Annotated in this window: 11 protein-coding genes; 7 read left to right on the top strand and 4 right to left on the bottom strand. The window is 62.5% G+C overall.

The window, feature by feature from the left end:
- Together cysC and cysQ are read left to right on the top strand one after the other, a co-directional pair.
- Positions 1–1,502 (top strand): adenylyl-sulfate kinase (cysC, locus tag NKJ06_RS08770; protein ID WP_352809641.1); only part of this gene is annotated, 1,502 nt, incomplete at its 5' end.
- A 10-nt stretch (positions 1,503–1,512) separates the two neighbouring features.
- The gene (gene cysQ, locus NKJ06_RS08765; RefSeq protein ID WP_352627302.1) at positions 1,513–2,301 is read left to right on the top strand and encodes a 3'(2'),5'-bisphosphate nucleotidase CysQ; all 789 of its coding nucleotides are present in this window, start codon (positions 1,513–1,515) and stop codon (positions 2,299–2,301) included.
- A 14-nt stretch (positions 2,302–2,315) separates the two neighbouring features.
- Here cysQ and NKJ06_RS08760 read toward each other — a convergent pair whose 3' ends face one another.
- The 4 genes from NKJ06_RS08760 to NKJ06_RS08745 form a co-directional block, all read right to left on the bottom strand.
- A complete protein-coding gene (locus NKJ06_RS08760) occupies positions 2,316–3,458 on the bottom strand; it encodes a DegT/DnrJ/EryC1/StrS family aminotransferase (RefSeq protein ID WP_352626694.1) in 1,143 nt (380 codons plus the stop codon).
- A gap of 260 nt (positions 3,459–3,718) precedes the next feature.
- Complete coding sequence (locus NKJ06_RS08755) at positions 3,719–4,642, bottom strand: carbohydrate kinase family protein (protein ID WP_352626696.1); 924 nt, start codon at positions 4,640–4,642, stop codon at positions 3,719–3,721.
- Positions 4,639–5,085: an RbsD/FucU family protein gene (locus NKJ06_RS08750; protein WP_352626698.1), complete on the bottom strand. Its 447-nt coding sequence runs from the start codon at positions 5,083–5,085 to the stop codon at positions 4,639–4,641. The genes NKJ06_RS08755 and NKJ06_RS08750 overlap by 4 nt, the downstream gene beginning before the upstream one ends.
- On the bottom strand, positions 5,085–6,311 hold the full coding sequence (locus tag NKJ06_RS08745; protein ID WP_352626700.1) for an ROK family transcriptional regulator: 1,227 nt from the start codon (positions 6,309–6,311) through the stop codon (positions 5,085–5,087). Before NKJ06_RS08745 ends, NKJ06_RS08750 begins: the two co-directional genes overlap by 1 nt.
- 268 nt (positions 6,312–6,579) lie before the next feature.
- Between NKJ06_RS08745 and NKJ06_RS08740 the strand changes: the two genes are divergently transcribed.
- The 5 genes from NKJ06_RS08740 to glgB all read left to right on the top strand — a co-directional run bounded on the left by NKJ06_RS08740 (position 6,580) and on the right by glgB (position 14,586).
- Positions 6,580–7,557 carry a sugar ABC transporter substrate-binding protein gene (locus tag NKJ06_RS08740; RefSeq protein WP_502898064.1) on the top strand — a complete coding sequence of 326 codons (978 nt, stop codon included), beginning with the start codon at positions 6,580–6,582 and terminating at the stop codon, positions 7,555–7,557.
- Between the two features lie 158 nt (positions 7,558–7,715).
- Positions 7,716–8,777 (top strand): ABC transporter permease, encoded by a 1,062-nt coding sequence (locus NKJ06_RS08735; protein WP_352626701.1) that lies wholly within the window; start codon positions 7,716–7,718, stop codon positions 8,775–8,777.
- 2 nt (positions 8,778–8,779) lie between these two features.
- A complete protein-coding gene (locus tag NKJ06_RS08730; protein ID WP_023760533.1) occupies positions 8,780–9,562 on the top strand; it encodes an ATP-binding cassette domain-containing protein in 783 nt (260 codons plus the stop codon).
- Positions 9,563–9,796: 234 nt separating this feature from the next.
- The gene (locus tag NKJ06_RS08725; RefSeq protein WP_352626703.1) at positions 9,797–12,265 is read left to right on the top strand and encodes a glycogen/starch/alpha-glucan phosphorylase; all 2,469 of its coding nucleotides are present in this window, start codon (positions 9,797–9,799) and stop codon (positions 12,263–12,265) included.
- A 107-nt stretch (positions 12,266–12,372) separates the two neighbouring features.
- Positions 12,373–14,586, top strand: a complete 2,214-nt coding sequence (gene glgB, locus NKJ06_RS08720; RefSeq protein WP_352626705.1) for a 1,4-alpha-glucan branching protein GlgB — start codon at positions 12,373–12,375, stop codon at positions 14,584–14,586.
- Positions 14,587–14,602 lie beyond the last annotated feature (16 nt).

Genomic DNA, 14,602 nt, shown 5'->3' with positions numbered 1-14,602 from the left:
GCCAGACGAGGCGCCACTCGATCATCGCCTCGCTGCTCGGCATCCGCCACATCGTGCTGGCCGTCAACAAGATCGATCTCGTCGGATTCGACCAAGCGGTCTTCGCGCGGATCGTTGAAGACTACCGGCAATTCTCGCGCGATCTCGGCTTTCAGACCATGGTGCCGATCCCGATGTCGGCCCGTTACGGTGACAATGTCAGCCGCCGCTCCGAAAGCATGGAATGGTATTCCGGCCCGACGCTGATCGAGCATCTCGAAACCGTGTCGGTCGATGAGGCGGTGGCTGAATTGCCGTTCCGGTTTCCGGTCCAGTATGTCAATCGCCCCAATCTCGACTTTCGCGGTTTTGCCGGCACGATCGCCTCCGGCTCGGTTGCGTCCGGCGACGAGGTCGTCGTCGCCAAGTCGGGCAAATCCTCGCGCGTCAAGCGGATTGTCTCGTATGGCGGCGACCTTGCCCAGGCGGCTGCCGGCCAGGCCATCACGCTGGTCCTTGACGACGAGGTCGAGATCTCACGCGGCAACATGCTGGTTTCGCCGGCCGCACGGCCGCAGGTCGCCGACCAGTTCGCCGCCAACATCGTCTGGTTCGACGAGCATGCGCTGTTGCCCGGCCGCTCCTACATCCTGCGCACCGAGACCGACCAGGCCAGCGCCACCGTCACCGACCTGAAATACCGGATCAACGTCAACGACTTTGCCCATGAGGCGGCCAAGTCGCTCGAAATGAACGAAGTCGGCATCTGCAACATCTCGACGCGGACGCCGATCGCCTTCGATCCCTTCGCCGAGAACCGCACCACCGGCGCCTTCATCCTGATCGACCGCATCTCCAACGCCACGGTCGGCGCCGGCATGATCCTGCACACGCTGCGCCGCGCCGAAAACATCCATTGGCAGTCGCTCGATGTCGGCAAACGCGTGCGCGCCGACATGAAGAACCAGCGGCCCGCCGTGTTCTGGTTCACCGGGCTGTCGGGCTCCGGCAAGTCGACCATCGCCAACCTGTTCGAAAAGAAGCTGTTCGCCACCGGCCGCCACACCTATATCCTGGACGGCGACAACGTCCGTCACGGTCTCAACCGCGATCTTGGTTTCACCGACGCCGATCGCGTCGAGAACATCCGCCGCGTCGCCGAAGTGGCGCGGCTGATGGCCGATGCCGGGTTGGTCGTCATTGTGTCGTTCATTTCGCCGTTCAGCGCCGAGCGGCGCATGGCACGCGAATTGATGGCCGACGGCGAGTTCATCGAGGTGTTTGTCGATACGCCCTTCGAGGAATGCGCCAGGCGGGATCCCAAGGGCCTCTATGCGCGCGCACTGAATGGCGAGATCAAGAATTTCACCGGCGTCGATTCCCCTTACGAAGTGCCGGAAAACCCGGAAATCCATCTCAAGACACTCGGCAAATCGGCCGAGGAGATGGTAGACGCCCTGGAACACTGGCTGAACGAGCGCGACATTGCCGAAGACCAATACGACAACGGCGGCGGCATCTGACGACAGGCCGATGCTCGAAATCTTCGAGCGGCTGGCGCTGGCGGCCGGGCGCGAGGTGATGCGTGTGTTCCACGCCGGCTGCGCGGTCGACCGAAAATCCGACGCCTCACCGGTGACCGAGGCGGACCGCGAGAGCGAGAAGATCATTCTCGCCGGACTGCGCGCCGCATTTCCCGACATTCCCTGCGTCGCCGAGGAGGAGGCATCCGCCGGCATCGTGCCGCCCGACCTGGACGGTGCTTTCTTTCTGATAGATCCGCTCGACGGCACCAAGGAATTCGTCAACCGCCGCACCGACTTTACGGTCAACATCGCGCTTGTTCGTCACAGAGTGCCGGAAGTCGGCGTCGTCTTTGCGCCCTGCACGGGCCGCTTCTTTTCCGGCCTGCCGGGCAGGGCGGAATCTCTCGAAATCGATGGCGACTACCAGATCGTCGGGCGCCGGCCGATTTCGGTGAGAACAGCCATGGCGCCGCTGGCCGTCGTTGCCAGTCGTTCGCACAACACGCCGGAAACCGAGGCCTATATTCGCGACCTCGGTGCCGCCGAAATCGTCTCGGTTGGCTCGTCCTTGAAATTCTGTCTTGTCGCCAGCGCCGAAGCGGATGTCTATCCGCGCTTCGGGCGCACCATGGAATGGGACACGGCGGCGGGCGACGCCGTGCTGCGCGCGGCCGGCGGCATGACACGCACACTGGACGGCCAACCTTTGCTCTACGGCAAGCGCAGGCAAAGCGACGACGAGGATTTTGCCAATCCGCATTTTATTGCCAGCGGGGCAGGGGCCAGCCCCGCTTGAGAAGGCCCGGCAGCTTACTCGGCTGCGGCCTGCGCTGAATTCGAGCCGATGTAGTTGCGGATCGTTTCGATGATGCGGTCCTGGTCGGCTTCGTTCAGATAAGGGTGCATCGGCAGGCAGAGGATCCGCTTCGGCAGGTCTTCCGACACGGCAAGGCCGGTCGGCGTGCGCGGGTAGTCGCGATAAGCGACCTGGGCATGCAGCGGCTTCACATAGTAGATAACAGACGGAATGCCCTTTTCGCCGAGATGCGCTTTCAGCCCGTCGCGCTTGGGCGTCTCGATGGCGTACTGTGCCCAGGCCGAACGGCTGCCGTCCAGATTGCGGGCGGCGGTGACGATGTCGCCGAGCCCGTCGGCGTAACGCTTTGCCACCACCTGGCGGACAACCATCTCGTCTTCGAAGATGGCCAGCTTCTCGATCAGGATCGCCGCCTGCAGCGTGTCGAGCCGCGAATTGATGCCGACGCGGACATTGTCGTATTGCGTTTCGCCCTTGCCGTGGAAGGCGAAAGACCTGAGCTGCTCGGCCAGCGCGTCGTCATTGGTGAACATCGCGCCGCCGTCGCCGTAGCAGCCAAGCGGCTTTGCCGGATAGAAGCTGGTCGAGCCGACCGCGCCGAAGGAACCGCACATCTTACCGTCGAGCGAACCGCCCATCGACTGGGCGGCATCCTCGATCACCATCAGCCCTTCGCGGTTGGCTATCGCCATGATCGCCTCGTAGTCGGCGGCAAGGCCGAACAGATCGACCGGGATGATTGCCTTCGGCTTCAGCCGGCCTTCCTTCTTGATCATGGCGATGGCCGCTTCGAGGCTGGCAATGTCGATGTTGTAGCTATGCGGGTCGACATCGACGAAAACCGGCTCGGCCTTGGCCAGTGCCACCACTTCGGCGGTGGCGGCAAAAGTGAAGCTCGGCACGAACACCGCGTCACCCGGGCCGACACCGGCCGCAAACAGCGGCAACAGCAGCGCATCGGTGCCGTTGGCGCAGGCCACGACATGCTTGGTGCCGATATAGGCGGCGAGCTTGTTCTCGAATTCGGTTACTTGCGGGCCGAGGATATAGCGGCCCTCGTCGACGACACGGTCGATCGCGGCCTTCAGCCGGTCGCGGATTCGTTCGCGCTGCGCGCCAAGATCGATGAACTGCATGTCGGCCTCAAAACGGTTTAAACAGGCGGTTTAGCCAGATAACGGCCCGCTGGTACCAGAGTTGCGCCTGTCGAGAAAGCCGGACAGGTAGAGCCGCGAATTGCCTAGGTGTCGCAGTCTGTTACCAGTATTTTCCGATGCATCTTCACAACATGCCGGAAATCCGGCCTTCGTTGACCGCGATCCTGCCCTTATAGTCCCTGCGATCGGTCCTGCGAAACATAAAGTGATCGACTGGCTCAACTTATGTTGAGCGGTACTCAGGCAATTTCATGCCGCCACGGCGGATTGGCGCCGGCCCGTGACACCGTGACCGCTGCTGCCTTGGCGCCAAGCGCCAGCGCCTTGTGGATGGCTTCTTTCGACAGGTCGGAAATCGCCGCCTTTGTCAGCAGGCCCTGCTCATGCAAGGAAGCGAGGATGCCGGCGTTGAACGTATCGCCGGCCCCGACCGTATCGTCTACCTCCACCTTTTCCGGCATCACCGTCACGGCGTGCTCCTTGCTGTAGCCGACGGCGCCTTCGCTGCCATGGGTAACGACAATCAGCTTCGGGCCGCGATCGAGCCAGTTGCGGATGACATCCTCATGTGAGCCGGCTTCGCCGAACCACTTCAAATCTTCGTCCGACAGTTTCACGATGTCGGCCATCGCCATCATGGCGCGGATGCGCCTGAGGTGCTTGGCCTTGTCCGGGATGAAGTTCGGCCGGATGTTGGGATCGAGCATCATGACGCGGCTTGCGTGCTCGCGCCGCATGAACTCTTCATAGGCACTGCCGGCGGGCTCCGAGATCAGGCTGATGGCGCCGAACAGCATGGCCTCGATCTCGTTGCCGAGTTGCGGCAGGTCGTCGATGGTCAGCATGCGTCCGGCGGTGTTCTCGTCATAGAATGTGTAGGTCGCCTGGCCATTGGTGAGCTTGACGAAGGCTAGTGTGGTCGGCCGTGGCGAGGTGTGTGCATAGGTGGAGCTGACCTTGCTCGCGCCAAGCGCATCCCTGAACTGACCGCCGAACAGATCCGACGACAGTCCGGAAAAAAAGCCTGCCGGCGCGCCGAGCCGGCCAAGCGCGATCGCCGTGTTGAACACGGCGCCGCCGACATAAGGCGCAAAGGCCGGCTCGCCCGCTGTTGTCGTGCGCGGCAGCATGTCGATCAGGGCTTCGCCGCAGCAGAGAATCATGGCTTCCTGGTCTCCGGCGGATAGATCACGCCCTTGCGGATGATGATGTTGGCGTAGAGCCGCGGCTCGCTTGTCGCGACGATGGCATGCGCCGATTTGACCCGTGCATAGAAGTCGGCGCCGGCCAGTGCAACCACCTTGCGGCCCGGCGCGCGGTTGGCACAGATCGCCTCGATCTCATGATGGACGGGATCGGCAAGCGAAGGGTCGCCCTTGACCGAGGCGCGAAACAGCGCCTCCGGCACGGCGTCGTCCACCGGCAAGACGCTCAATATCGCATCGAGCACCGGGATGAGGTGGTGACCATCGGCCCGCACCAGCCTGGTTGCCTGTTGTTCCGCCGGATAATTTCCGTCGACAAGGGCGATTTCGTCGCCATGGCCCATGCCGCGCAAAATCGCCAGAAGCTCCGGACCGAGCAGCACCGGGATTCCGATCAGCATCAGGCGCTCCTGGAAATCGTCGTCGAGCCGATCAGGAAGCGTTCGGAAAGTGGCAGGCTGGCGCCACCAAGCGCCCGGGCATGAATGCCGACGGTCCCCTCGCGTACCGCGGGCAGCTTCAAGCCTTCACCGTCGATGGTGGCGATGGCCGCGATGATGGCGTCGACCAGCCGGCGGCGCACCGCCTTCGGCATCCATCCGTCGATCACCGCCGCTTCGAAATCGATGACCGAGGATGCGGCGACGATCGCGTAGGCGAGCGCTCGCGAAGCACTGACGATCCAGTCGTCGAGTTCGGCGCCGATCTCGCCCCAGTCTTCCGGCGATGTCCAGAGATGCGAGGCCTCGAGACCGCGCGCATTGAGCGCCTTTTCGAGCATGGCGATGGACGCCACGTCGATCAGTTGGGTCGGCTTGCCGTCCGGCCCTGGCACGGGCATGGAGCCGAGTGCTCCGGCATTGCCGGTCGGGCCGCCAAAAAGCCGGCCATTCAGCACGATGCCGCCGCCGGCAAAGGCGCCGATGTAGAAATAGACGAAGTCACGCGCAGCACTCGTCTGGCCGAAGACGAGTTCGGCGCCGCAGGCTGAAGTGGCGTCGTTCTGCAGGTAGACCGGAAAATCGCATTGCGCCTGAATGTCGCCCCTGATGTCGCGATGACGCCATTCGTCCATGACGTCGCGCGGGGCGCCGGCGGTATCGGCCCAGTTCCACAACTCGAATGGCATGGCGATGCCGAGCCCGGCGATGCGCTTGTCCTGGGCAGGCGTCAGTTCGCCGCGCATCTGCCGCATGCCGTTGCTGACGAAGTCCACCGTCTCGCGTGGCGCAGGGTAGCGGTATGAATGCTGCAGCATCGAGCGCACATTGCCGAGAAAGTCGATCAGCACGAGTTCGGCGCTGCGCCGCCCGATCTTCAGGCCGATGAAGAAAGCGCCTTCGGGATTGAGCGCCATCGGGATGGAGGGTTGGCCGATCTTGCCGCGCAACGGTGCCTGGCGCAGCAGGAGGCTCTCTTCCTCCAGCTCGCGCATGATGACCGAAACCGTCTGCGCCGAAAGTCCGGTCATGCGGGCGATGTCGGATTTCGCCAGGCTGCCATGCTGGCGCACCAGCGAGAGCACCAACCGCTCGTTGTGGTCGCGCATGCCGCTCTGGTTGGTGCCGCGGTGAATGAGGCTGTCATTCGCCTCGGGCGAACCGTGCCTCGCTATGGCGGTTTCCACCCTGTTCCTCCCGTCGTTTCCCCGCAATGCTTTTGGGCCAGAATGGGTGAACGAAGCAAGGCTGTCAATAATAAATAAGAGTGATTTAATTATTGACAGAGGCCCCGGCCTGGTGTCTGTTGAGGCAGCGTCCACGCTGGGAGAATTTCGTTGGATGCGCTGCAGGTGCCGGTTGGCCGGCATCCGGAATGGTTCCACTGGGAGGAAAATCGTGACCAATACAAAACTGTTGAAATCGACCGTGTTTGCCGCCGCGGCTCTGGGCCTGATGGCGTTTGCGTCGTCCGCATCCGCGGCCGGTGTCGGCGCCTGCCTGATCACCAAGACCGACACCAATCCTTTCTTCGTCAAGATGAAGGAAGGCGCCACGGCTAAGGCCAAGGAGCTCGGCGTCGACTTGAAGACCTACGCCGGCAAGATCGACGGCGACAGCGAGAGCCAGGTCGCGGCGATCGAAAGCTGCATCGCCGACGGCGCCAAGGGCATCCTGATTACCGCATCCGACACCAAGGGCATCGTGCCAACCGTGAAGAAGGCGCGTGATGCCGGCCTGCTGGTGATCGCGCTCGACACGCCGCTCGATCCGATCGACGCCGCCGACGCGACCTTTGCAACGGACAATCTCGAAGCCGGCAAGCTGATCGGCGCCTGGGCCGCCGCCACGCTCGGCGACAAGGCCAAAGATGCCAAGATCGGCTTCCTCGACCTGACCCCCTCGCAGCCGACCGTCGACGTGCTGCGCGATCAGGGCTTCATGATGGGCTACGGCATCGACGTGAAAGACCCCAACAAGATCGGCGATGAGGACGATGCGCGCATCGTCGGCCACGACGTCACCAACGGCAATGAAGAGGGTGGCCGCAAGGCGATGGAGAACCTTCTGCAGAAGGACAACACCATCAACGTCATCCACACCATCAACGAGCCCGCTGCTGTCGGCGCCTACCAGGCGCTCAAAGCTGTCGGCCTCGAAAGCCAGGTGCTGATCGTTTCCGTCGATGGCGGCTGCCCCGGCGTGAAGTCGGTGGCCGAAGGTGTCATCGGCGCCACGTCGCAGCAATATCCGCTGCAGATGGCGGCGCTCGGCATCGAGGCGATCGCTGCTTTCGCCAAGGACGGAACCAAGCCGAAGCCGACCGAAGGCAAGAATTTCTTCGACACCGGCGTCAACCTGGTGACCGACAAGCCGGCCACCGGCGTGAAGTCCATCGACACCAAGGAAGGCCTCGCCAAGTGCTGGGGCTGATGCCGGTCTGACCGGTAACAACCGAACCTGAGCGGTCGGGGCTTGATCCCCGGCCGCTTCGGGTGGACGATGGTCGCGTGACCGCGAACAATCCCGGCAGCAGACCGGAAAAGCGTGGATGGCGTCGGCGTTTGGCTGAAGCCCTACGGGGAGAAAACATGGCTCAAGCTCAGGAATTCGAGAAAGTTCTCTCGAGCAGCGACACCAGCGTAGCCGCTTTTGACGAGCACAAATCTGCCGTCAAGCGCATTCAGCATTTCCTGCATTCAACTCCGGCCGCCGTGCCATTGATCGTGCTGGTTCTGGCCATCATCGTCTTCGGCATCACCATCGGGGGGCGCTTCTTTTCGTCCTACACGCTGACGCTGATCCTGCAGCAGATAGCCATCATCGGCATTCTGGGTGCTGCGCAGACGCTGGTCATCCTGACGGCCGGCATCGACCTGTCGATTGGCGTGATCATGGTGATTTCAGCGGTGATCATGGGCAATTGCGCGGTCAGCTACGGCATGCCGAGCGTGCTCGCCATAGCGATCGGGCTTGCCGCCGGCGCGGCCTGCGGGCTGCTCAACGGGGTACTGGTCGCCTATATGAAGCTGCCGCCCTTCATCGTGACGCTTGGCACTTGGAACATCGTCATGGCCACGAACTTCATCTATTCGGCCAATGAGACGATCCGCGACACCGACGTCGACACCCAGGCGCCACTGCTGCATCTCTTCGCGTTGAGCTTCAAGGTTGGCACGGCGGTGCTGACGCTCGGCGTCATTGCCACGGTCGTGCTCGTTTTAGTCCTGTGGTACGTGCTCAATCACACGGCATGGGGTCGCCATGTCTACGCCGTTGGCGACGATCAGGAGGCGGCGAAGCTGTCGGGCATCCAGACCAAGAAGGTGCTGATGACGGTCTACACCCTTGCCGGACTGATCGCCGCTTTCGCGGCCTGGGTCTCCATCGGCCGCAACGGCTCGATCTCGCCATCCGCCGCCGTCACCGACTACAATCTGCAGGCAATCACCGCGACGGTGATCGGCGGTATTTCCCTGTTCGGCGGACGCGGCTCGATCCTGGGCACGCTGTTCGGCGCGATGATCGTCGGTGTCGTCTCCATGGGCCTCAACATGCTCGGCGCCGATCCGCAATGGAAAGTGCTGCTCACCGGTGTGCTGATCATCGGCGCCGTGGCAGTCGACCAATGGATCAGAAAGGTTTCGGCATAGCCATGACCCAGGAACCCATCCTTACCGCACGCGGTCTCATCAAGCGCTATGGCCGCGTCACCGCCCTCGACAATGCCGACTTCGACCTCTACCCGGGCGAAATCCTCGCCGTCATAGGCGACAATGGCGCCGGCAAGTCGTCGCTCATCAAGGCGATTTCCGGCGCGGCCGTGCCCGATGAGGGCGAGATCCGGCTCGAAGGCAAACCCGTCGCCTTCAAATCACCGATGGAGGCCCGCGAAGCCGGCATCGAGACCGTTTATCAGAATCTGGCGCTGTCGCCCGCGCTGTCGATCGCCGACAACATGTTCCTCGGCCGCGAGATCCGCAAACCGGGTTTTCTGGGCGACTGGCTGCGTATGCTCGACCGTCCGGCGATGGAAAAGCGCGCCCGCGACAAGCTCACCGAACTTGGCCTGATGACCATCCAGAACATCAGCCAGGCGGTGGAAACGCTCTCAGGCGGCCAGCGCCAGGGCGTGGCGGTGGCGCGCGCCGCCGCATTCGGCAGTCGTGTGGTGATCATGGATGAACCGACGGCAGCCCTAGGCGTCAAGGAAAGCCGCCGCGTGCTCGAACTGATCCTAGACGTCAAGAAGCGCGGCCTGCCGATCGTGCTCATCTCGCACAACATGCCGCATGTCTTCGAAGTGGCCGACCGCATTCACATCCACCGGCTGGGTCGTCGCCTCTGCGTCATCGATCCCAAGCAATATACGATGTCCGATGCCGTGGCTTTCATGACTGGTGCAAAGGTTCCACCCGAGGCAGCGCTCGCGGCTTGATGCATGTCGGCCAAAAGTGCGTAACGGTTTGGGACAACGACAGGCACGGAACAAGAATTTGAAGCGCGACGCGCAGATCGTCTGAGCGCGCCGCGCTTGAAATTGTCAAATTGCCGCAGGGTAAAGCAAGCATGGGCTGATCTAAATCGATTGAACATATAGCGGTATCGGCTAGCATGGGCTGGGAGGAACGATGAAAGCCGGTATGATCATGGCAACCGCACGAGAGGCAGCATGACGAGCGCGATGACATCCGAACCCCTCCCGCCACTGCTCGAAAATCCTGATCCAGAGACGCTCGCAAGGGAAGTCCTGATGGCCCTCAAATACCGGGTCGGCAAGGACACCACCGTCGCGACCCAGTACGACTGGCTGACCGCCTCGATCAAGGTCGTGCGCGACCGCATCGTCGATCACTGGATGCAGGCGACGAAGGAGGCCTACGACCAGAAGGAAAAGCGCGTCTATTATCTGTCGCTGGAGTTCCTTATTGGCCGTCTGATGCGCGACGCCTTCTCCAATCTCGGCCTGATGGACGATATGCGCGCGGCGCTGTCGTCGCTGGGCGTCGATCTCGATCTCATCGCCGCACTCGAGCCTGATGCGGCACTCGGCAATGGCGGCCTGGGCCGGCTTGCCGCCTGCTTCATGGAAAGCATGGCGACCGTCGACATCCCCGCGCATGGCTACGGCATTCGTTATGCCAACGGCATGTTCCGCCAGGAGATTCACGACGGCTGGCAGGTCGAATTGCCCGAAACCTGGCTCGATCACGGCAACCCATGGGAGTTCGAGCGCCGCGAACGCTCGTTTGAGGTCGGGTTCGGTGGTTCGGTGGAATCGATCACCTCCAAGGACGGCCGGCTCGAGCGCCATGTCTGGAAGCCGACCGAGCATGTTTTGGCCGTTGCCTATGACACGCCGGTCGTCGGCTGGCGGGCCAATCGCGTCAACACGCTGCGGCTCTGGTCGGGCATGCCGGTCGATCCGATCCTGCTGGACAAGTTCAATGCCGGCGACCACATCGGCGCGCTTGCCGAAAGCAACAAGGCCGATGCCTTGTCGCGCGTGCTCTACCCCGCGGATTCCCACAAGGCCGGGCAGGAACTGCGGCTCAGGCAAGAGTACTTTTTCTCCACCGCCTCGCTGCAGGACATCGTTCAGCGCCATCTCAGCCAGTATGGCGACCTGAAGTCGCTGCCCGACAAGGCTGCGATCCACCTCAACGACACCCATCCGGCCATCGCCGTGCCTGAGCTTATGCGCCTGTTGATGGATGTCCACGGCATGGATTTCGATCAGGCCTGGGATATCACCAAGCGCACCTTCGGCTACACCAATCACACGTTGCTGCCCGAGGCGCTGGAAAGCTGGGCGGTGCCGCTGTTCGAGCGGCTTTTGCCGCGCCACATGCAAATCGTCTATGCCATCAATGCCGAAGTGCTGCTTGAGGCGCGCGCGTCCAACCAGTTCTCGGACGAGCAGATCAGCCGCATCTCGCTGATCCAGGAAAATGGCGACCGCCGTGTGCGCATGGGCAATCTGGCCTTTGTCGGTTCGCACTCGATCAACGGCGTTTCGGCCCTGCACACCGACCTTATGAAGGAGACGGTGTTCGCCGACCTGCACAAGCTCTATCCTGATCGCATCAACAACAAGACCAACGGCATTACCCCGCGGCGCTGGCTGATCCAGTGCAACCCCGGGCTGACGTCGCTCGCCCGTGAGGCGATCGGCGACCGCTTTCTCGATGACATCGACGCCATCAAGGATCTCGATGGCTTCGCCGACGATGCCGCCTTCCGCGACAAGTTCGCCGCCGTCAAGCGCGCCAACAAGGCGCGGCTGGCCAACCTCGTCGCCGACCGGCTCGGCATCAAGGTCGATCCCTCGGCGCTGTTCGATATCCAGATCAAGCGCATCCACGAATACAAGCGCCAGCTCCTGAACATCCTCGAGGCGATCGCGCTTTACGACCAGATCCGTTCGCATCCGGAACGCGACTGGATGCCCCGCGTGAAATTCTTCGGCGGCAAGGCGGCGCCCAGCTATCACAATGCCAAGCTGATCATCAAACTCGCCAACGACGTCGCCAAGGTCATCAATCGCGATCCGGCCGTGCGCGGTTTGCTGAAGGTGGTGTTCCTGCCGAACTACAATGTCAGCCTTGCCGAGATCATGATGCCGGCTGCCGACCTTTCCGAGCAGATCTCGACCGCCGGCATGGAAGCGTCGGGCACCGGCAACATGAAGTTCGCGCTGAACGGTGCGCTGACCATCGGTACGCTCGACGGCGCCAATGTCGAGATCAAGGAATGCGTCGGCGACGACAACATCTTTATCTTCGGCCTGACCACAGCCGAGGTCGCCGAGCGGCGCAACAATGGCTACAACCCGCGCGCCGTCATCGAAGGATCGTCTGAACTGGCGCAAGCAGTTGCCGCCGTTTCGTCGGGTGTCTTCTCGCCGGACGATCCGGAGCGTTATCGCGACCTCATCAACGGTCTTTACAACAGCGACTGGTTCATGGTCGCCGCCGATTTCGATGCCTATGCCGCCGCCCAGCGCGAGGTCGATGCGGTCTGGCATAACAGTCCCGACTGGTACGCCAGGGCAATCCGCAACGTTGCGCGTGTCGGCTGGTTCTCCTCCGATCGCACGATCCGGCAATATGCGAAAGAAATCTGGAACGTGCCTGTCTGATGTGATTGCATGAGGCCGCGAACAATGTGGTCCCGGTGGTGTGAATTTGAAAGTCGGATCACACCACTAGAAACAAACACTCGGTGCCCGGGGAGGGACGCTGCCTGATGAAGAAGCCGCGCGCGACCGCTGCGACAAGCGGGCCGGACGGACTGGCGCCAGCCAGCGATGTTGCGGCGATTGTTGCCGGCACGCATGGCGACCCCTTCGCGGTTCTTGGCGTCCATGAGGTCGGCAAGACCCTGTTTGCTCGCTGCTTTGTCCCACATGCTGAATTCGTCACCGCCTACACGCTGACCGGCATCATCGCGGGTGAACTGTCCAGGCGCGACGATGGCGGCTTTTTCGAAGGCAAGCTCTCGATCAAGAAGCGCCAGCCCCTGCGCTATCACGCGCGCAACGCCGCCAGCGACTGGTGGCTGACCGATCCCTATTCGTTCGGTCCGGTGCTAGGCCCGATGGACGACTATTACATCGCCCAAGGCTCGCATCTCAGGCTGTTCGACAAGCTCGGCGCCCATGTCATTGACCACGAAGGCGCTTCCGGCGTGCATTTCGCCGTCTGGGCTCCCAATGCCCGACGCGTATCGGTGGTCGGCGACTTCAACGAATGGGACGGCCGCCGGCACACGATGCGCGATCGCCGCGATACCGGCATCTGGGAACTGTTCGTGCCCGATATCGGTGCCGGACGACCTTACAAATACGAGATCATCGGTCCTGATGGCGTGAGACTCCCGCTGAAGGCCGACCCGTTCGCCTTCAAATCCGAACTGCGTCCGGCCACCGCTTCGGTCGTTGCCATGCCACCGGCGCATGAGTGGGGTGACGAGGCGCACCGCAATTTCTGGCGCAATGCCGATCACCGGCGCGAAGCCATCTCGATCTACGAGGTCCATGCCGGCTCCTGGCAGCTTCGCGACGACGGTACGTTCCTGTCATGGGACGAACTGGCCGACCGGCTGATCCCCTATGTGGTCGAGACCGGTTTCACCCATATCGAATTCATGCCGATCTCCGAACACCCCTATGACCCGTCCTGGGGCTACCAGACGACCGGCCTCTACGCGCCGTCGGCCCGCTTCGGCGACCCGGACGGCTTTGCCCGTTTCGTCGATGGCGCCCACCGCGCCGGCGTCGGTGTCATCCTCGACTGGGTGCCGGCGCATTTCCCGGTCGACGAGCATGGCCTGGCCAATTTCGATGGAACCGCGCTCTATGAGCATGCCGATCCGCGCAAGGGTTTCCATCCCGACTGGAACACCGCGATCTACAATTTCGGCCGCCGCGAAGTGGTGTCCTTCCTTGTCAACAATGCACTATTCTGGGCCGAGAAATACCATGTCGACGGTTTGCGCGTCGATGCGGTCGCCTCGATGCTCTATCTCGACTATTCGCGCAAGGCCGGCGAATGGATCCCCAACGAGAAGGGCGGCCGCGAGAACCTCGAGGCGGTCAGCTTTCTGCAGAAGATGAACAAGGAGGTCTACGGCCACCATCCCGGCGTGATGACCATCGCCGAGGAATCGACTTCATGGCCGAAGGTCTCGGCGCCGGTGCACGAGGGCGGCCTAGGCTTCGGCTTCAAGTGGAACATGGGCTTCATGCACGACACGCTGGAGTATTTCTCCAAGGAGCCGATCTTCCGCAAGCACCACCACAACGACCTCACCTTCGGCCTGACCTACGCCTTCTCGGAGAACTTCATGCTGCCGCTCTCGCATGACGAGGTCGTGCACGGCAAAGGCACGCTGCTCGGCAAGATGGCCGGCGACGACTGGCAGAAATTCGCGACGCTACGCGCCTACTACGCCTTCATGTGGGGTTATCCCGGCAAGAAGCTGCTGTTCATGGGGCAGGAGTTCGCGCAGCGCCGCGAGTGGAGCGAGGCGCGCGCGCTCGACTGGAACCTGCTCGAGTTCCGGACGCATCGCGGCGTCTGGCAGACGGTCCGCGATCTCAACTATCTCTACCGTTCGCGTCCGGCGCTGCATGGCCGCGACTGCGAACCGGAAGGGTTCTCCTGGCTGATCGTGGACGACAGCCAGAATTCGGTTTTTGCCTGGCTGCGCAGCGCACCCGGCGGCAGCCCGGTGGCCGTCATCTCCAATTTCACGCCGGTGCCGCGCGATAATTATCGCGTGCCGTTGCCGACGGCCGGCAAATGGCGTGAAATCATCAACACCGACGCTTCGGAATATGGCGGTTCCGGCAAGGGCAATGGCGGCATGGTCGAGGCCCGGGGCGAGGGGGGAAGCATCTCTGCAACGATGCTTTTGCCGCCGCTGTCGACGATCATGCTCGAGCTTGTCGCCGACTGAGCCCGTCGACCCTGAG

It is taken from the genome of Mesorhizobium sp. M0293, from assembly GCF_040321735.1.
GTDB lineage: Bacteria > Pseudomonadota > Alphaproteobacteria > Rhizobiales > Rhizobiaceae > Mesorhizobium.
This window is presented reverse-complemented; position numbering and strand designations above follow the sequence as displayed.

Coding starts and splice junctions, on each gene's coding strand:
- cysQ (WP_352627302.1), top strand. CDS start 1,513: ATGCTCGAAATCTTCGAGCGGCTGGCGCTGGCGGCCGGGCGCGAGGTG.
- NKJ06_RS08735 (WP_352626701.1), top strand. CDS start 7,716: ATGGCTCAAGCTCAGGAATTCGAGAAAGTTCTCTCGAGCAGCGACACC.
- NKJ06_RS08750 (WP_352626698.1), bottom strand. CDS start 5,085: ATGCTGATCGGAATCCCGGTGCTGCTCGGTCCGGAGCTTCTGGCGATT.
- NKJ06_RS08760 (WP_352626694.1), bottom strand. CDS start 3,458: ATGCAGTTCATCGATCTTGGCGCGCAGCGCGAACGAATCCGCGACCGG.
- glgB (WP_352626705.1), top strand. CDS start 12,373: ATGAAGAAGCCGCGCGCGACCGCTGCGACAAGCGGGCCGGACGGACTG.
- NKJ06_RS08740 (WP_502898064.1), top strand. CDS start 6,580: ATGGCGTTTGCGTCGTCCGCATCCGCGGCCGGTGTCGGCGCCTGCCTG.
- NKJ06_RS08725 (WP_352626703.1), top strand. CDS start 9,797: ATGACGAGCGCGATGACATCCGAACCCCTCCCGCCACTGCTCGAAAAT.
- NKJ06_RS08730 (WP_023760533.1), top strand. CDS start 8,780: ATGACCCAGGAACCCATCCTTACCGCACGCGGTCTCATCAAGCGCTAT.
- NKJ06_RS08755 (WP_352626696.1), bottom strand. CDS start 4,642: ATGATTCTCTGCTGCGGCGAAGCCCTGATCGACATGCTGCCGCGCACG.